The organism is Arthrobacter sp. JUb119 (assembly GCF_024807995.1).
Lineage (GTDB): Bacteria > Actinomycetota > Actinomycetes > Actinomycetales > Micrococcaceae > Glutamicibacter.
Map to the genome: position 1 here is coordinate 316,216 of NZ_JANUFE010000001.1, position 18,201 is coordinate 334,416.

14 protein-coding genes are annotated in these 18,201 nt (G+C 61.9%); 9 read left to right on the forward strand and 5 right to left on the reverse strand.

Going from position 1 to position 18,201, the window contains the following annotated elements:
* Positions 1-35 precede the first annotated feature (35 nt).
* From hemQ to hemL, 6 genes are all read left to right on the forward strand, one after another.
* A complete protein-coding gene (gene hemQ, locus M2368_RS01610) occupies positions 36-722 on the forward strand; it encodes a hydrogen peroxide-dependent heme synthase (protein WP_105657676.1) in 687 nt (228 codons plus the stop codon).
* Positions 719-1,924 carry a ferrochelatase gene (locus tag M2368_RS01615; protein ID WP_498723946.1) on the forward strand — a complete coding sequence of 402 codons (1,206 nt, stop codon included), beginning with the start codon at positions 719-721 and terminating at the stop codon, positions 1,922-1,924. Before hemQ ends, M2368_RS01615 begins: the two co-directional genes overlap by 4 nt.
* Entirely contained in the window at positions 1,921-2,895 is a 975-nt protein-coding gene (gene hemC, locus M2368_RS01620; RefSeq protein WP_133833703.1) for a hydroxymethylbilane synthase, read from the forward strand. Before M2368_RS01615 ends, hemC begins: the two co-directional genes overlap by 4 nt.
* Positions 2,896-2,904: 9 nt before the next feature.
* A complete protein-coding gene (locus tag M2368_RS01625) occupies positions 2,905-3,696 on the forward strand; it encodes a uroporphyrinogen-III synthase (protein ID WP_332594823.1) in 792 nt (263 codons plus the stop codon).
* 62 nt (positions 3,697-3,758) lie between these two features.
* Positions 3,759-4,742 carry a porphobilinogen synthase gene (hemB, locus tag M2368_RS01630; protein ID WP_498723947.1) on the forward strand — a complete coding sequence of 328 codons (984 nt, stop codon included), beginning with the start codon at positions 3,759-3,761 and terminating at the stop codon, positions 4,740-4,742.
* Between the two features lie 4 nt (positions 4,743-4,746).
* Positions 4,747-6,054, forward strand: coding sequence for a glutamate-1-semialdehyde 2,1-aminomutase (gene hemL / locus M2368_RS01635; RefSeq protein WP_400288341.1), 1,308 nt, complete (start codon positions 4,747-4,749; stop codon positions 6,052-6,054).
* Between the two features lie 176 nt (positions 6,055-6,230).
* Here the strand turns inward: hemL and M2368_RS01640 are convergent, their stop codons facing one another.
* The 4 genes from M2368_RS01640 to M2368_RS01655 all read right to left on the reverse strand — a co-directional run bounded on the left by M2368_RS01640 (position 6,231) and on the right by M2368_RS01655 (position 9,774).
* Entirely contained in the window at positions 6,231-7,079 is an 849-nt protein-coding gene (locus M2368_RS01640) for a MetQ/NlpA family ABC transporter substrate-binding protein (RefSeq protein WP_105657508.1), read from the reverse strand.
* A 103-nt stretch (positions 7,080-7,182) separates the two neighbouring features.
* Positions 7,183-7,848: a methionine ABC transporter permease gene (locus tag M2368_RS01645; protein WP_105657507.1), complete on the reverse strand. Its 666-nt coding sequence runs from the start codon at positions 7,846-7,848 to the stop codon at positions 7,183-7,185.
* A 3-nt stretch (positions 7,849-7,851) separates the two neighbouring features.
* Entirely contained in the window at positions 7,852-8,844 is a 993-nt protein-coding gene (locus M2368_RS01650) for a methionine ABC transporter ATP-binding protein (protein ID WP_105657506.1), read from the reverse strand.
* A 246-nt stretch (positions 8,845-9,090) separates the two neighbouring features.
* Entirely contained in the window at positions 9,091-9,774 is a 684-nt protein-coding gene (locus tag M2368_RS01655; RefSeq protein WP_105657505.1) for a 3'-5' exonuclease, read from the reverse strand.
* 88 nt (positions 9,775-9,862) lie between these two features.
* On the opposite strand from M2368_RS01655, the gene M2368_RS01660 reads away from it, so the two are divergent.
* Genes M2368_RS01660 through M2368_RS01670 form a run of 3 tightly spaced genes read left to right on the forward strand, consistent with a single transcriptional unit; the run spans position 9,863 to position 16,775 of the window.
* Positions 9,863-10,252, forward strand: a complete 390-nt coding sequence (locus tag M2368_RS01660) for an MGMT family protein (protein WP_166650728.1) — start codon at positions 9,863-9,865, stop codon at positions 10,250-10,252.
* The gene (locus M2368_RS01665; RefSeq protein ID WP_498723948.1) at positions 10,249-13,461 is read left to right on the forward strand and encodes an ATP-dependent helicase; all 3,213 of its coding nucleotides are present in this window, start codon (positions 10,249-10,251) and stop codon (positions 13,459-13,461) included. The genes M2368_RS01660 and M2368_RS01665 overlap by 4 nt, the downstream gene beginning before the upstream one ends.
* Entirely contained in the window at positions 13,458-16,775 is a 3,318-nt protein-coding gene (locus tag M2368_RS01670; protein WP_498723949.1) for an ATP-dependent helicase, read from the forward strand. The genes M2368_RS01665 and M2368_RS01670 overlap by 4 nt, the downstream gene beginning before the upstream one ends.
* Before the next feature lie 23 nt (positions 16,776-16,798).
* Here the strand turns inward: M2368_RS01670 and M2368_RS01675 are convergent, their stop codons facing one another.
* Entirely contained in the window at positions 16,799-18,118 is a 1,320-nt protein-coding gene (locus tag M2368_RS01675; RefSeq protein WP_498723950.1) for a phosphotransferase, read from the reverse strand.
* Positions 18,119-18,201: the final 83 nt, after the last annotated feature.

Below are 18,201 nucleotides of genomic sequence, written 5' to 3' on the forward strand. Positions count from 1 at the left end.
AAGTGAGCAACGCACCGGAGCATAATTCCCCAGTAATTCGTGAACGCGAAAATGCAGGAGAAAACCCGACGTTCTTCTACACTCTCTGGACCATTTTCAAGCGTTCGGAAATTGTCGAGCGTTCCGAGGCTGCTGCCGCTGAATTCGATGCGCTGGTCGCCGAGCTGGCCGCCGAAGGCGCCACCGTGCGCGGCATCTACGACGTTTCGGCCATGCGCGAGGACGCTGACGTGATGTTCTGGGTGCACGGGCCATCGGCCCAGCTGCTGCAGGCATCGATGCGCAAGATCCGCCGTTCGGCCCTGCTGGCCGGCACCGAAATCGTTTACTCCACCATGGCCGTGCACCGTGAAGCGGAATTCGCCAAGGACCACTCGCCAGCGTTCGCGCGCGGCCTGGATCCGAAGGAATGGATGACCGTTTACCCATTCGTCCGCTCCACCGAGTGGTACACCCTGGATCCAGCGGCCCGCGGCAAGATGCTGCGCGACCACGGCATCCTGGGCCGCGAATTCCCGAACGTGCTGGCCAACACCGTAGCGGCGTTCTCCTTCGGCGACTACGAATGGCAGATCTGCCTCGAAGCCGACGACATGATCGATCTCGTCGACATGATGCGCCACCTGCGCTACACCGAAGCCCGCCACCATGTGCGTGAGGAGACTCCGTTCTACACCGGCCGCCGCATCTCGGCAGCTGAAGCGCTAGAGGTACTGAAGTGAGCCAGGCCTTTGACCCCCGCGAGGGATATGACCGCAACGGCCAGATGATTCCCAAGTCCTACGATGCCATCTTGCTGGCATCCTTCGGCGGACCGGAAGGGCAGGATGATGTCATCCCGTTCCTGCGCAAGGTCACCGAGGGCCGCGGCATCCCTGACGAGCGCCTGGAAGAAGTTGCGGTGCACTACCGCAAGAACGGCGGCGTCTCGCCAATCAACGCGCAGAACCGTGCACTGAAGGCCGCGCTGGAGGCAGAGCTGGCTACCCGCGGCATCGACCTGCCCATTTACTGGGGCAACCGCAACTGGCACCCGTTTATCGACGACACCCTCAAGCAGCTGGCTGCCGACGGCCACCGCAAGGTGCTGCTCATGGGCACCGGCGCCTACTCCGGCTACTCGGCCTGCCGCCAGTACCGCGAGGATGCGGGCATGGGCCTAGTCAACACCGGGCTGGACGGTGTGGTGGAAGTGGACAAGCTGCGCCAGTTCTTCGACACTCCTGCCTTCGTGACGCCCTTTGTGGATTCCTTGCGTTCCTCGCTGGCCAACGTGCGTGCGCAGCTGGCCGAAGCAGGCAAGGAAGACGGGGAGATCAAGATCGTTTTCGTCACCCACTCCATTCCGATGGCCGACGCCGAGGCCGCAGGACCCGAAGGTATCCGGGCCGCAGGCTACGGGAATCTCTACACCAGCCAGCACCAGGCGGTGGCCAACTACATCCTGTCCCAGGTAGAGGAGGCCAAGGGCCTGGAGCACAGCCTGGTCTACCAGTCCCGCTCCGGGGCACCGCATGTGCCATGGCTGGAACCGGATATCAACGACGCGCTGGAAGAGGATGCCGCAGCCGGTGTCGCCGGCGTCGTGGTCGTGCCCATCGGCTTCATCTCGGACCACATGGAAGTCATGTGGGATCTGGATACCGAAGCCAAGGACAGCTGCGCCCAACTGGGCCTGGCCTTTGACCGCGTCGCCACCCCGGGCACCCACCAGGCGTTCATCTCCGGACTGGTGGACTTGGTCGAAGAACGCCTGGCCGGCCCCGATGGCAAGGCCCTGCGCGCCGGCCGCACCTCGGTTCTCGAATGCGGCCCATGGTTTGATGTCTGCCGTCCGGGCTGCTGCGAGAAGCGCGCCCTGGACGGAACCTTGCGCCCGACCATCGGCGCAGTCGATTCAGAAGTTGGTGTACCCCAGCCATGACCGAAGCATTTCGCGTAGGAACGCGCGGCAGCGCGCTGGCGACCACCCAGACCGGATGGGCCGCGCAGAAGCTGGCCGGGATTTCCGGGTTGGCCGCGCAGACCGTGCTGGTCAAGACCGAAGGCGATGTGGTGACCGGCTCGCTGGCCACCCTCGGAGGCACCGGCGTCTTCGCCGCCGCGCTGCGCCAGCACCTGCTCGATTCCGGCTGCGACCTGGCCGTGCACTCGCTCAAGGACCTGCCCACTGCGCAGCCCGAGGGCCTGGTCCTGGCCTCGATCCCGCCGCGCGAGGATGTCCGCGATGCCCTGTGCTCGCGCGACTCGCTGGGCTTGGACCAGCTGCCCCAGGGTGCGAAGATCGGTACCGGTTCGCCGCGCCGTGCAGCCCAGCTGCTGGCCTACCGCAGCGACTTCGAGATTGTCGATATCCGCGGCAACGTCCCCACCCGCTTAGGCCGGGTCAAGGGTGTCGGGAAGACGCTGGATGATGGCAGCGTGGGCCGCGGCACCCAGGGTGACCTGGACGCGGTGATCCTGGCAGCTGCCGGGATGCGCCGCCTGGGCTTGGACAAGCACATCACCGAGTACCTGGATCCCTCCATCATGCTGCCCGCCCCGGGCCAGGGCGCCTTGGCGCTGGAAACCCGTACCGCGGGCACCGGCCACGGCGCATTGGATGCGGCTCTGGCGCAGTTCGATGATGCCGCTACCCGCATGCAGGTGGAGGCCGAACGTGCGCTGCTCTCCGAATTGGAAGCCGGCTGTGCTGCCCCGATTGGCGCCTTGGCCCATATCGAGGGCGATGAGCTGGTCCTCGAAGCGGTGGCCTGCAACCCCGATGGCTCGCAGACCATGCGCCGCAGTGCGCGGATCTCCTGCAGCACGGCGGATGCAGCACAGCAGCTGGGCCGTTCGCTGGCGCAGTCGATGATCGCTGATGGCGCTGCCGTAGTTGCCGGGCTGGCCTAGTTCCGGACCATGGCTTATCAAGCACTGATCCTGCGCAACCCAGCACGTGCCGCGGCCACCGTGCAGGAATTCGATCGGCTGGGCATCACCTCGTGGTGCGCCCAGCTGATCGAAACTGTTTGGCCCGCCGACCGCAGCGCATTGCAGCGCATGGCCAGCGATCTGGTCGCCGGAGACTACTCCTGGCTGGTCTTCACCTCGGTGAATACCGTCAAGGTGGTGCAGCAGGTGCTGGCTGGAGCGCTCCTGCCGGAGCAGCTGCGTCTGGCCTCGGTTGGAGAGAAGACCACCGAGGCCATCAAGCGGCACTTGGGCCGCAGCGTGGACTTCGAAGCTGAAGAGCAATCGGCTGCCGGCATGCTTGCGGCATGGATCCCGGAGCCGGGTGCCAGGATCTGCTATCCGCACGGCGATCTGGCCAGCTCCACGCTGGCTGATGGGCTGGGCAAATACCCGGTGCAGGTCAACGAATTCATTGCCTATGAAACCGTGGATGCCCCGGCGCCCGGCACCCCGGTCTCTGAGCCGGAAGCGGCAGCCGGACTCAACGTCCTACCGGCGAACCGGATCGGTGACAGACTGGAAGAACAGGATTTGGTGGTCTTCTCGGCGCCCAGCGTGGTCCGCCGCTTCGTGCAGCTGGCAGGGACGCAGCTGCCCGGGAAGCTGCAGACCATCGCGATTGGCCATCCAACGGCCCGGGCTATGGAGCGTGCCGGGCTGCCGGTGCATGCCGTGGCTTCCGCTCCCACCCCGCAGGGCCTGGCCCGTGCGGCCCAAGATTTGCTCCGGCACCGGTAACTCCGGGACCGGAAGTGTGCACAACGGAATAAGAAGTTATGAGAACTGGAGAAAGAGGAGCCATGGGTTTCCCTCAGCATCGCCCGCGCCGGTTGCGGCAGAATCCTGCCATCCGCCGCCTGGTGGCAGAAAATGAGCTTTCGGCACGCCAACTGATCTTGCCTGCCTTCGTGCGCGAGGGACTGGGCGAACCCAACGAGATCACCTCCATGCCGGGGGTCTACCAGCACACCATGGACTCGCTGAAGGCTGCCGCGGCGTACGCGGCCGAGCTGGGGCTGGGTGGCATCATGCTCTTTGGCATCCCGGAAGTACGCGACGAGAACGGCTCGGCCGGTCTGGACCCGCAGGGCATCTTGAACCGCGGCATTGCCGCGGTGCGCGCCGAGGTAGGCGATGAACTGGTGGTCATGTCCGATGTCTGCCTGGATGAATTCACCTCGCACGGCCATTGCGGCGTGCTCGATGCCCAGGGCAACGTGGATAACGATGCCACCTTGGAAATCTACGGCCAGATGGCAGTGGCCCAGGCCGAGGCCGGCGCCCACATGCTGGGCCCGTCGGGCATGATGGACGGCCAGATCGGCGTCATCCGCCAGGCACTGGATGCTGCCGGGCGCCAGGATGTCTCCATCCTCGCCTACAGCGCCAAGTACGCCAGCGCCTTCTACGGCCCGTTCCGCGAGGCAGTGGACTCCCAGCTGGTGGGGGACCGCCGCACCTACCAGATGGATTCGGCCAACCGCAGCGAAGCGGTGCTGGAAGCTGAACTGGATATTGCCGAAGGCGCGGACATGATCATGGTCAAGCCGGCCATGAGCTACCTGGATATCGTGCGCGATATTGCCGATATTTCCCCAGTTCCAGTCTCCGCCTACCAGATTTCCGGCGAGTACTCGATGATCGAGGCCGCCGCCGCCAACGGCTGGATTGACCGCAAGGCGTCCGTGCTTGAATCGCTGCTGTCGATCAAGCGCTCCGGTGCCCAGCAGATCCTCACCTACTATGCAGCCGAAGTTGCCGGCTGGCTCAAGGAAGGCAAGTAATAACATGTCGAACTCTGAAAAGCTTTTCGCCGAAGCCCGCGAAGTCATGCCAGGTGGCGTGAACTCCCCGGTGCGCGCCTTCGGTTCGGTCGGCGGTGTTCCTCCATTCATGGTCGGCGCCAAGGGCGCATACCTGACCGACGCCGACGGCAAGGAGTATGTCGACCTGGTGTGCTCATGGGGTCCGGCACTGCTGGGCCACGCCCACCCGGAGATCCAGGCTGCCGTGCACGCGGCCGTGGACCGCGGTTTGTCCTTCGGCGCATCCACTCCGGATGAGGCCAAGCTCGGCGCGCTGATCAAGTCCCGCATGGGCGGGGTGGAACGCGTGCGCATGGTCTCCACCGGCACCGAAGCCACCATGACCGCCGTCCGCCTGGCCCGCGGCTACACCGGCCGTGACCTTGTCATCAAGTTCTCCGGCTGCTACCACGGCCACCTCGATGGCCTGCTGGCCGACGCCGGCTCGGGTGTTGCCACCCTGGCCTTGCCAGGTTCCGCCGGCGTGACCGCTGCCACGGCAGCAGAGACCTTGGTGCTGCCCTATAACGACCGCGCCGCCATCGAGGCGGCCTTCGCCGAGCACGGTGCGAATATCGCTGCGGTGATTACCGAATCTGCTCCGTGCAACATGGGTGTCGTAGTTCCAGAGGACGGATTCAACAAGTTCCTGAAGGAAACTACCGCCAAGCACGGCGCGCTGCTGATCCTCGACGAGGTCCTCACCGGCTTCCGCGCTTCCTCATCGGGCTACTGGGGCCTGACCGGCAAGGAAGAGGGCTGGAACGCAGACCTCTACACCTTCGGCAAGGTCATCGGCGGCGGTTTGCCCACCGCGGCCCTGGGCGGACGCGCTGAGGTCATGGACTACCTGGCACCATTGGGTCCGGTCTACCAGGCAGGCACGCTGTCGGGCAACCCGGTAGCGATGGCTGCCGGCATCGCCCAGCTGACCCACGCGACCGAGGACGTCTACGCGCACCTGGCCAAGCAGTCCGAGGCGCTGCAGGGTGCCATCACCGAATCCTTCAATGCTGCTGGCCTGGACCACTCGATCCAGCGCGCCGGTACCTTGTTCTCGGTAGCTTTCGGCACCTCCGAAAGGGGAGTGCGCAACTACGCTGACGCGCAGGGGCAGGAAGCCTTCCGCTATGCACCGTTCTTCCACTCGATGCTGGACTCCGGGGTGTACCTGCCGCCAAGCGTCTTCGAAGCATGGTTCGTCTCGGCGGCCCATGATGATGCCGCAATGGAGAAGATCTTCGCGGCCCTCCCAGCAGCTGCCCGGGCCGCTGCGGCCGCCACGGCCTAATTGCAGGCTCCCGAGGGCAACAGCCAGGGCCAGGCAGGCACCGTGAGGTGCTTGCCTGGCCCTGGCTCATTTAAGCCTGGAAAGACGGTGGGAAACGGAACTGCCCGAGTTCCGTATACGGAACTCGGGCAGTCAAGGTTCAAGCGTTCGGGAATGCCCCGTGGCTGGAAACCGGATTAGAAAGCGGCGATAACGCTGCCGTCGGTCCAGGTCTTCTCGATGTAATCGCGGACCTCATCGGAGTGCAACAGCTCTTCAAGCTTCGCAACAGCCGGGGTCTCTTCGCCGTCGCGCCAGGTCAGGAAGTTGGCGTTGGGGTTGTTCGCGCCCGACTCCTGGGCAAGCATCTCTGCTTTGTCCAGCTTGGCCTGGACGATGTAGTTGCCGTTGATGACCGCCAAGCCGATGGAATCATCGGACTTGTAGTACTGGACGACCTGCTCGGCGTTGGCGTCAGTGATTTCGAGGTTCAGCGGGTTCTTGTCCGCGTTGCCGTTGACGGTCAGCAGGGAATCATCATCGCTGAGGTTCTGCAGCAGCCCTGCTTCTTCCAGGACGCGCATGCCGCGGATCTGATTCACCGGGTCGTTGTTCAGCAGTACCTTGGTGCCTTCTGCGACGTCCTTGGCGTCCTTGAACTTCTTCGAGAAGACGGTCATTGGCTCCACATGAACGCCAGCGCCGTGCGCGAACTCGTAGCCCTTTTCCTTCATCTCGGTAGCCAGGTAGGCCTCGGTCTGGAAGTAGTTGGCATCCAGCGAGCCGTCGGCAAGTCCGGTGTTCGGGGTGACGTAGTCATCGATCTCCATGACTTCCAAGTCGATGCCGGCTTCCTTCGCCAAGTTCTCATCGATGAAGTTCAGGATGTCTGCCTGTGGGACCGGGCTGGCGCCTACCTTGATAACCGTAGGGTTTGCCGGATCCAGGGTCGCTGCAGCATCAGCAGTTGGTTCGCTGCTGCCGCAAGCAGTCAGGGCGAATGCGGTGGCAACACCGGTGATGGCGAGTGCGAGTTTCTTGCGCATAACTTGTCTTTCCTTAGGTAGAGCCGTGAGGCACGATGCGAGTGGATTTGCCGTGTCCTCAGCGGTTCCACGGCTCCGCCGGATAGACCGGCGGAAGTTTTGACTAGCGGTGATCGACCTTGCGGGCGATCGCATCACCGATGACCTGCACCAGCTGGACCATGATCACGATAATCACGATGGTCGCAAGCATGATGGGCATGTTGTAGCGGACGTAGCCGTAGTTGTAGGCCAGACGACCCAAACCGCCACCGCCTACCAAGCCAGCCATCGCGGAGTAGCCGATCAAGGTCACCAGAGTGGTGGTGACGGCCGAAATGATGCCGGGCATGGCTTCAGGCACCAGGACCTTGCGAATGGTTTGCAGCTTGGTGGAACCCATCACCAGCGCGGCATCGACCTTGCCAGCGGAAACATCGCGCAAGGCGGTTTCCACCAGGCGGGCGAAAAATGGGACCGTGCCGATGGTCAAAGAGACCGAGGCAGCGATCGGGCCCAGCGCGGTGCCGATGAGCATCGCGGCGAACGGAATCAGGGCGACCATTAAGATGGCGAACGGGACGGAACGGGTGATGTTCACGATCACCGTGGAGAGAATCGCGTTTAGCCAGCGGACCGGCGCCAGTCCGCCTTTGCCAGTGACATGCAGCAAGATACCCAGCAACAGTCCGATGATCACGGTGATCACACCTGAGATCAAGACCATCTGCAGGGTTTCGACGGTCGCTTGGCCTACGGCCTTGAGTACGGTGGGGGTGAAGAAATCCATTGCTTACTTGGCTCCCTTCACGGTTACGGCGATGCCGGTGGACTTCAGGTGGTTCACGATTGCATCCAGATCCGCGTCGGGAGCCAGCTGCAGGCGCAAGTGCGCGTACTGCTGGTTGCCAAGCTGCTCGACCGAACCAGCCAAGACATTGACATCGGTATTGAACAAGCGGGCAATGGAAGAGATGACAGGCTGGGTCGCCTGGCCGCCGGTGTAGAGCAGGTCCAGGATCGGTCCTTCGCCCTCGATGCGTGGTGCGTCGCCCGGAAGCGGGAGCAACGTGGAAGCCAAAGTGCCTTCGGCGTTGGTGATGACCTGTTCGATATTGCCGTGCTCCACGATCTTGCCGCCTTCCAGCAGCGAAACGGAATCGCAGGCTTGCTTCACGACGTGCATTTCGTGGGTAATGATCAGCACGGTGATGTTCAACCGATCGCGCAGCTTCTTGACCAAATCGAGGATTTCATCGGTGGTCTTCGGATCCAAGGCACTGGTCGGCTCATCACAGAGCAGGACATCCGGATCGGTGGCCAGCGCCCGGGCGATACCAACGCGCTGGCGCTGGCCACCGGAAAGCTGGGATGGGTACCCTTTGGCGAACCTGGTCAGGCCCACGAGCTCCAGGAGTTCAGCGACCTTGGCATCAATTTCGGCTTTGGGCATGCCACCAAGCTCCAGCGGGTATGCCACATTCTGCTCGGTGGTGCGCGAGTCGAAGAGGTTCGCGTGCTGGAAAACCATGCCAATTCGACGTCGCGCATTCCGTAACTCGTCGGTGCTGACGTTGGTCAGCTCCTTGCCGTTAACGGCAACGGTTCCGGATGTGGGCTGGTCGAGCAAGGTCAAGCAACGGACGAGAGTGGATTTACCCGCTCCGGAATGTCCGACGATGCCATGAATTTTCCCGGTAGGGACTTCAAGGCTGACACCATCAAGGGCAACAACATCCTTGCCGTCTTGCTGGTAGACCTTGCGCAGGTCACTGACTGTGATCACTAGGCGTGTTCCTTCAGATTCTCAAAGGGTGTAGAGAGTACCCTCCATTGAATCATCATCGAACAAAATCGCCCGAATCAAGGGGAAATTACAGTCAAGATTCTTAGTATGAGGCCTTAATGGGGGAGCCTTCGAATATAATTTGTTGATTTGTGACACAAAATGAACGATTGGCTTCCGCATGGTGGTCGCGAGGCCTGTTGACCCCATGTGAAACGGGGCACAAGAAGCTGATTATTTCAATCTTTACGACTCGGTGATAGGCCAAGCGCCGTCGACAACAGCTTCAGGCTTCGTCTTGCGCAAGTATTTCTGGAAACTTTCTGCCTGTTCTTTCGCCCAACCGATCTGCCAGCCGTGCAGCACCATCGGATCTACTTGCAACTGCGGATAGCGTTCGCCCAGCTGGCGAGCGACCTCGACGCAGGCAACTGCATCGGCCAACGAGGTGTGCGCATTTTCGAGGACTACACCGTAGAACTCGCAAGCCGCCGCAAGGGTGCGCTTCCCCTTGCGGAACTTGTCAACCTGCTTGTCGATGATGAACGGATCGATCACATTGCCCGGGAAAAACGGCTCAAGGTCGTAGCGAACGGCTTCGCTGTAGAGCACTGAGAAATCGTACGAAGCATTAAAAGCAACGATTGGCGCTTGCTCCGAGGCGAACTTCAGCAAATTCAAGATCTCCTGAACGGACTGTTTCGCCGGGGCACCGTCGGCGCGGGCTTTCTCGGTGGAGATTCCGTGAACTGCGGCCGCGGCCTCTGGAATCTCGACCCCGGGGTTTACCAGCCACTCGCGGTTGTTCACCACTTTGCCATCGGCATCCAGCAAGACAACCGATGCCGTAACGATGCGTGCAGTATTGGTATCAACACCAGTGGTTTCCAAATCAAAGCCAATTGCCAGGCCCTTGTGCCATTCAGTCATGGATATAACGCTACAGCCAAGGCGGGACAGGACGGCCCTGCGAATTGCGTGTTGTGGAGTCCTGCAAGCTAATTGGCAGAATAGGGCTATGACATCTGACGCAGCCGAGAAGCCCCTGGACTATTCAGAGGCGGTGCATCGCCTCGCAGCACTCGTCCCGGCAGGGGCGGTGCTCAGCTACAAGGACGTGGCAGAACTTCTCGGAAGCGGGGGAGCACGCCAAACGGGCAAGGCGATGGCAAGCGCGCCGGAAGGGACACCATGGTGGCGGATTATCCGCTCCAACGGTTCCATGGCCGATGCGCTTGCCGAAGCAGCAGAACGGCACTGGATCGCAGAAGAACTGGCAGCACCTGGCCGTCACGTGAACATGAATAGATACCGCTGGAACCCCAACGACTGGGCGTGGGAAAAAATTGACGCGCTGCGTACGGCGCTGGGCAACCCCAAAATGTCCGAGATGGATGATCAACTATGAGTATGGAAGAGACCCGAAGCCAGCCCCGCGAAGAAGCCACCTCGGTCCTTGGCCACTTGCATTCGGTGGAAAGCCCGGTCCTGGTCACTGGGGCTCCGGGTACCGGCAAGACCCATCTGCTCATCGACACCGCGGTGGCGCACCTTGACGCCGGGCTCGATCCGCAGGCCCTCTTGATCATCGGGCCAACTCGACTGACCGCTGCCTCGATCCGTGATGAGCTCAGCCGCCGAGCAGAACGGACTTTCACCGAACCGGTGGTTCGCACCTGGTCGGCTTATGCCTTTGACTTGATCCGCCGTGCCCGCGTTGAAGGACTCTTGCCCCAGCTTGAACGCATTCCCCGCTTGCTCTCCGGTCCGGAACAGGACACCCTCATCGGCCACCTGCTGGAAGGCCATGCCGAAGGCCTCACCGAAGGACCGCAGTGGCCAAGCGAACTGGCGCTGGCAGTAGGGACTCGCGGCTTCCGCAAGGAAATCCGCGAGTTCTTCGACCGTGTTTCAGAGCTGGGATTGGAACCTGCAGACATCGCTGACCTCGGCCAGCAAGCCAACCGCCCCGAATGGCACGCTGCTGCGCTGTTCTACCAGGAATACCGCGACCTGCTGGACTTGGGCAGCGCCGAAGCCTTCGACCCGGCAGGGCTGATTACCCGGGCGGCACAAATTCTGGAAGACAATGAAGCGTTCCTGCACGCAGAACAGGACCGGTTGGCCCTGATCCTCGTGGATGACCTGCAAGAAGCCACCCTGTCGCAGCACCGCCTCCTGGCTCTGCTCGGCAAGGACCGCGCCATGGTCGCTTTCGCTGCACCCGACAGCGTAGTTCAGGGATTCCGCGGTGCCCGCACCGATGAATTGCATCGTTTCGCACAGAATTACGCGAGTGCTGGCGAAGCGACGTGCCTCGAACTGACCCACGGCTATCGAATGTCTGGACAGATCACCGAGGCATGGAAACGGATCGTCAGCCGCGTGCCGCTGGCTGCAGGCTTGCGCGGACGAGCTATTGAGCCGTTGAACGTGCCGGAACACGAACTGTGCCAGGCACTGGTATTCGAGAATTCCACCTTGGAAGAACGTTTCATTGCCCAGCGGATAGTGCATCTGAACCTCTACGAGAACCGCAGCCTCGCTGAAATTGCGATTGTGGTGCGCAACGGTTCACAGGTGCGCTCCTTCAGCCGTTTTCTTGAAGGCCAGGGAATCGGCGTGCAGGTGCCGCCGGCCGAAATTCCATTGAAGGATGAAGGTGCGGTCCGTCCGCTGCTTGACCTGTTGAACTTGGCGTTCAGCGATTCTGTCACCGATGACCCGCTCCTGATGCAGAACCTGCTGCTGTCGCGTTATGGGATGAGCACTGCCTTGGAAATCCGCCGGATCCGCCAGCTCTTGCGCCAGCAGGAAGCCGCAGCCGGCGGACGCCGCTCCAGCCAGGAGTTGCTTGAATCCTGCCTGCGTGAACCGGCAATGGCCGAGAAATTGGGCAAGCCGGGTTACGGATTGAACCGGCTGCTGAAGATGTACTCCGCGCTGCAAGACGAACTGGCCAGCGGAACCGCTACACCGGAAACAGCGCTCTGGGTGATGTGGGAGGCCTCGGGCCGGGCAAAGGCCTGGCGCGAAGAGGCCCTGGGCACCGGCACTGCCGCCCGCCGCGCAGATCATGACCTGGATGCTGTCCTGTCGCTTTTCCAAGCCGCAGAACGTTTTGTGGATCAGCTTCCCGGCGCCAGCGTCCAGCAGTTCATCGAGCACATCTTGCAGCAGGAATTGCCCATGGACTCCTTGGCAACCCGTGCTGCCGGTGGGCAAACCGTCACGGTTCTCACTACCGCTGCCGCTGCCGGAAAGCAATGGCCAGTGGTCTTTATCCCCGGGCTGCAAGAAGGCTCCTGGCCCAACCTCCGGCTCCGTGGCGAGCTGCTCGGTTCCAATGCGCTCGCCGACGCCGCGGAGCATGGCATTGAATTCCTGGCCACCCGAACGCCAACGCATCTGGTACGCCAAATCCGCAACGACGAATTGCGCAGCTTCAGCAATGCCGTCTCCCGTGCTGGAGACCAGCTGATTTGCACGGCGGTCGATAACGAAGACAGCCAGCCTTCCTCTTTCCTGGATCTGGTCGAGCCACCGGGGCCAGAAGGCAGGGAACCAACCGCGGTTCCGCGCATCCGTTCGCTTCCAACCTTGGTGGCAGAGCTGCGCAGCACCGCCGAGAGAGCCAGGGCCGCCGGCCTTGGGGCAGCGCCAGCGCCGGACGATGTGGAAGCAGCTAACCTGTACCAGGACGCCACCCACGTGCTTGGACGCCTGGCTCAGGCAGAGCGCCCGGTGCGAGGAGCGCATCCAAGTTCCTGGTGGGGGTTGCGCGAACTGACTACCCATGAACCGGTTATCCCGGAAGACCAGCCTCGGCGGGTGTCACCGTCGAAGGTGGAAACCCTGGTGAAATCGCCGCTGAACTGGTTTGTGCAAAGCGCTGGTGGAACCGCTGCCCGCGATTTCGCGGCCTCCTTGGGTACGCTGATCCACTCCATCGCCGAAGAGCATCCCGATGCAAGCGGAAGCGAATACCAGCAGATCCTGGATCAACGCTGGCCAGAGCTGGAAAAACTGGAGAACTGGGAAGGTCAAAGGGACTTCGACCGTGCCAATAGCATGCTCAAGAAGTTCGCCGCCTACTGCGTCACCATGCGCCAAGAAGGACGCGAACTGGTGGCTCGCGAGATGCCGTTCCAGATCGAGGTCCCGGCCCCTGACGGCACGCATATCCAGCTTCGCGGAATTATCGACCGCGTCGAAGCTGACGCCAACGGCAAGGTGAGGGTCGTTGACCTGAAAACCGGTTCCACTGCGCCATCCAAGGACGCAACCTTGGAACACCCGCAGCTAGGCGTCTACCAAACCGCAATCCAGCTCGGTGCATTGCAAGATCACGAGGAAACTGCAGGACTCCCGGATGAGCCAGCCGGCGCATCCTTGGTCTACGTCGGTACCAGCACCAAGGGCGCCTCGGTCCGTGAACAACCATCAATTGGTGAAGGGGACTGGGCCCGCGCGCTCATCTTCGAAGCTGCCTCGCTGATGGGAAACAGTGAATTCATCACCCGGCACGTTTCGGGAGCCGCAGGGATCCTCGGCAACTGCACGCTGCCTGAAATCTGCCCTTTGTGCGCCCAAGGACGACAGGTCACCGAACCATGAGCAATATCAGATTCACTCCAGAAGAACTCTCCGCAGCCCTGGGCGAGCAGTTTCCGCCCACCGCGCAGCAGGCTGAGATAGTCGCTGCGCCATTGGAACCGATGCTGGTCATCGCCGGCGCCGGCTCGGGCAAGACCAAAACCATGGCGGATAAAGTCGTCTGGCTGGTAGCCAACCAGCTGGTCCGGCCGGAAGAGATTCTCGGGGTGACCTTTACCCGCAAGGCAGCGGGAGAGCTTTCCGTGCGTATCCGTGCCAAGATCGCGCAGCTTGTGGCCACCGGTCTGCTCAGCCCAGAAGAAACCCGGGACTTCCTGGACCCTGTGGTATCCACCTACCACTCCTACGCCAACACCCTGGTCCAAGACCATGGGCTGCGGCTTGGCCTTGAAGAAGACAGTGCCTTGTTGGGCGCGGCCCAATCATGGCAGGTGGCCCACTCGGTGCTGGAAAGATACACCGGCAACTACGAGCACCTGAACAGTGCCACCAGCACACTGATTGATGCCATCGTTTCCTTCAGTTCGGAAGCATCCGAGCACTTGGTCACCGCACCTGAGGCCCATCAGTGGATTGATGACCTGGTGGCACGCCTGCGCACCTTGCCGATGGACGCAGAGAAGCCCAAGAAAACTACCCAAGCAGCCCTCAAGCTCATCGACAAGCTGGCTTCACGTGCCACCATCGCTGAGTTGGCTGAAGAGTACGCCCGGGAAAAGAAGCGCCTCGGGGTGATGGACTACGGCGACTTGGTGGCCCACGCAGCGCGTATCGCCCAGGAGGTGCCGGCAGCTGCGCTCGCCGAACGGGCTAGCCACAAGGTGGTGCTGCTGGATGAATTCCAGGACACCTCGCACGCGCAGATGGTGCTCTTCTCTCAACTCTATGGCGAAGGCCATCCGGTCACCGCGGTGGGTGACCCTAACCAATCCATCTACGGATTCCGCGGGGCCAGTGCCGGACAGCTGTTCCGATTCCCAGAAGTCTTCCCGATTGTTCGGGACACAGGCCGGGACGTCGCCCACGTGAAGCACCTGACCATCGCATGGCGCAATACCGTCAACGTGCTCGCGGCAGCGAATAGCATCACCGCCGGCGGGCCGCAGCATCAAGGCCCGGTCTCGGTCAAGCCCTTGGATTCCTCGGCGCATGCCAAGCCAGGTCGTGTGGTGCTCAACCGTTGCGCAACGGTTCGCGACGAGGCAGACGCCATAGCCGACATGATTGTTGCCGAGAATAGGGCATCTTCCGAGCCGAAGACCAGTGCGGTGCTCTCGCGAAATCGTACCCAGTTGAGCATCATGGGCGAGGTGCTCGCTGAGCGGGGCATCAAATACCAGCTCGTGGGACTATCCGGATTGCTGAGCACCCCTGAGCTCACCGACCTGGTCTCGTACCTGCACGTGCTGGTTGACCCGCTGCGCTCCGACAAGCTCATGCGCTTATTGGCTGGAGCGCGCTGGCGGCTGGGTGCCGCAGACCTGATGGCCTTCGCCGATTGGTCCCGCCAGCTGGAACGGCGGCGAGCCCGCGGGCTGCAGCCAGACCCGGCAGAAAGCGAAGAGGCGCAGAGCCCCGAAGAAGCAGTGACCGAGGCGGCCCGCGCCGAACTCAATGATGCGGCCAGCCTCGTCGAAGCACTGGACTTCCTGCCCAGGGAAGGGTGGACCAGCAATGACGGCAGGACCATTAGCGCAGCGGGCTACGAGCGCTTGGCGGCTCTGCGCGATGAACTCGCCGGCCTGCGGCTGCTGGCCAATGACGACCTTGAAACGCTGATTCGCGAGACCGAACGCGCCATGAACCTGGACATCGAGGTGGCTGCCCGTCCGTGGATATCTCGAGACAAGGCGCGAGCCAACCTCGATGCCTTCGCCGATGTGGTGCGCGAATACTGCCGCAATGCGCCACGCGTTGAACTGTCCGGCTTCTTGATGTGGCTGGAACAGGCCGCCGAAAAGGAAAAGGGACTACCGCTGCCAAGCGAAGATGCTGACCCCGCGGCAGTCCAATTGCTGACGGTTCACGCGTCCAAGGGATTGGAATGGGACATCGTGGCGGTGATGACCTTGAACGACGGGGTGTTCCCGGGTTCGAAGTCTGACCGGTGGACCAGCGGCGACAAAGCGCTGCCCTGGGAAATCCGTGGCGACGCCCGCGACCTGCCCCAATGGGACACCGACCAGCCGGCCTTGAAGGAACTGCTGGAAGCCGAATCGGTCTTCAAGGACCAGGTAGAGGACCACCACATTGCCGAAGAGCGTCGCCTGGCCTATGTTGCGGTGACCCGCGCCAAGTCATTGCTGATTTGCAGTAGCAGCGTCTGGACGAGCACCCGTACCAAGCCAACCGAGCCATCAGAATTCTTCACCTGTTTGCTTCCGCTGGCCGAAGGCGAGGAACCCCAGGCGGAGATCGGGGTCTGGGTGAAGGACGAAGAAGCGCCGGAACAAAACCCGAGCACTTTGACGCCCCTTGAAGCGCTGTGGCCGTACGATCCATTGGAAGGCCCCGTCGTCACGGGGGGAGTGCAAAAGACTCCATACCCGTATTCACGGCGCAATGTCATTGCGGAAGTGGCGAAGGATCTCGAATCCGTTCCAACAGATCATGAGCCGCTGACCAGCTTCGGGAGGCAGTGGGCTGAAGAAGCCGAGAAACTTCTAGGCCAGCGCGAGTTCTTGGCTGGCCGTGAGCGCAGCATCGAGGCACCAGAGCATGTGCGTGCTTCGTTGTTTGTCGAGCTGGCCGAGGACCCGGTTGGGGTACTGGAAAACCTTCGACGCCCGGTGCCGCGTCGACCGGGGCTCGCTGCACGGCGCGGTACCGCGTTCCATGCCTGGATTGAAGAGTTCTACGAGAAGACGTCAATGCTTGATCTGGGAGACCTGCAGGATCCGGCAGATGGCTATCTTGATGAGGCGCTGGACCTTGAATCCATGAAGGAAGCGTTCCTATCCAGCGAATGGTCCAAGCTGCAGCCGGCCTATGTCGAGGTTCCATTGGAGACCCGTGTGGGTCCGGTGGCTGTGCGTGGCCGCATTGATGCCGTCTTCCGGATGGACGACGGTACGTGGCTGATGCTGGACTGGAAAACCGGTCGAGTTCCTAGCGGCAAGGATCTGAAGAGCAAGCTGGTCCAGCTCGCGGTGTATCGTCTGGGCTGGTCACGCCTGCACGGAATCCCGCTAGAGGAGATCAAGGCCGCCTTCTACTATGTGGCGGCGGGCATTACGATCCACGCGGAGTATCTCTCCGATGAGCAAGAACTGGAACAGATGATCAGCAGCGCGTTTGAACAGCTCGAGGGCTAGCCGCTCAGGACGCTGGGAAGTCTTTACTTCTCGGCGTCCTCAACAGGCTTGTTGTTCTTTTCAGCAGGCTCAGCCGTGCTCATTGGCCCTGCGGCAGCTGACTCGGCCTCCGCTGCATCACTATCGTGTTCGGCGGCCTTGGAGGCGGGTTCATCCTTCGCAGGCGAACTGTTCTTGGCATCAGCCTGAACAGCATCAGATTTTGGCTGGTCACCAGACTCCTCTGGCGCGGCCTGGACATTGGACGCTGTGCTTCGGGGTGTTGCGGAGTTCGGCGATTCCGCTGCCAGGGGAGTGACCTTGTCGGTGTTAATGCTTGGCGCGGCGACGGCGGCCGGCTTTTCCGGAGCCTTCTGGGCCGGTGCTTCTGGCTGGGGAGCCAAAGGGCGCGGAGCTTCCACGACCGACAATGGCTGGCCACCGTACTCCGCGATGTTCTGGTCCAATTCGCGTAGCATCTCTTCGGCCTCGGCGATGCGCTCGTAGTCCTTGGAATCCAAAGACTTCACCAGCCACTGCGCCAGCGCGAATTCGGCGGCCAGCGCGGCGCGACGCATGATGTGCGGATCCGCAGCCTTGCCGCGGGCTTCGACATAGGCGGTGAAAACGCGCTCGCTGAAGCTCTGGTCTTCTATGGCCGAAAGCCAAGCGAAGTCATCAGCGGGATCACCGACGTGCAAATCTGTCCAGCCCTTGACTGCAGTGATGCTGGAATGGGAAATCTGCAGCTGCTCTTCATCGAAGTCGCCGTGAACTACGGCAGCGTTGAAACGCCACAGCGCCACGTCCTCCATGGCGTGTTCCCAACGGCGCAGCAAACCGCTTGGCACCTTGCCCGTAGCCGCGGCCGTATCCAGTTCGTTGAGTTTGCGCTGGCGAATCTCGTCGGCAGTGTAGGTCGGCAGGCCTGCTACTTCAACAGCTTCATCTGGGATCTGGTGGATGGCAGCCATGCACTGGCCCAGCGACTTGGCCAGGTTGCTGCCGACATCAACCAATTCATCGAGGGTCGGAACGTGTCCGGGCATATCCTTGTAGACAAAGGTGCGCAGTGGGCCCTGGCGCACGGTGCCGGCTACGGCAGGCAAGGAAAACGGCAGTGAAGCGCGGACCTTGGCGGAGAAAGCGCGCAAGGCCGAAAGCTCTGCTTCCAGACGCATGCTTGCCTCGTCATGCCGAGGTGAACGAACGCGCCAGCGATGCTTGAGTGCGTCGACGATCAATGCTGAGTCAAAATCTTCTGCATCGTCGGACAGCGCCGCGAAGCCTACCGGAGTCAATCCGGGGACGGCGGCGGTGGCAATTGCGGCGAGTTCCATGGCAGTGCGTTTCACAAGTTCCACCGTATGCGAGATTCCCTTTTCTATCGTTGAATGACGCACGGAATATGGCGGGATTCACCGGCAACATTCAGAGTTGCGACGAA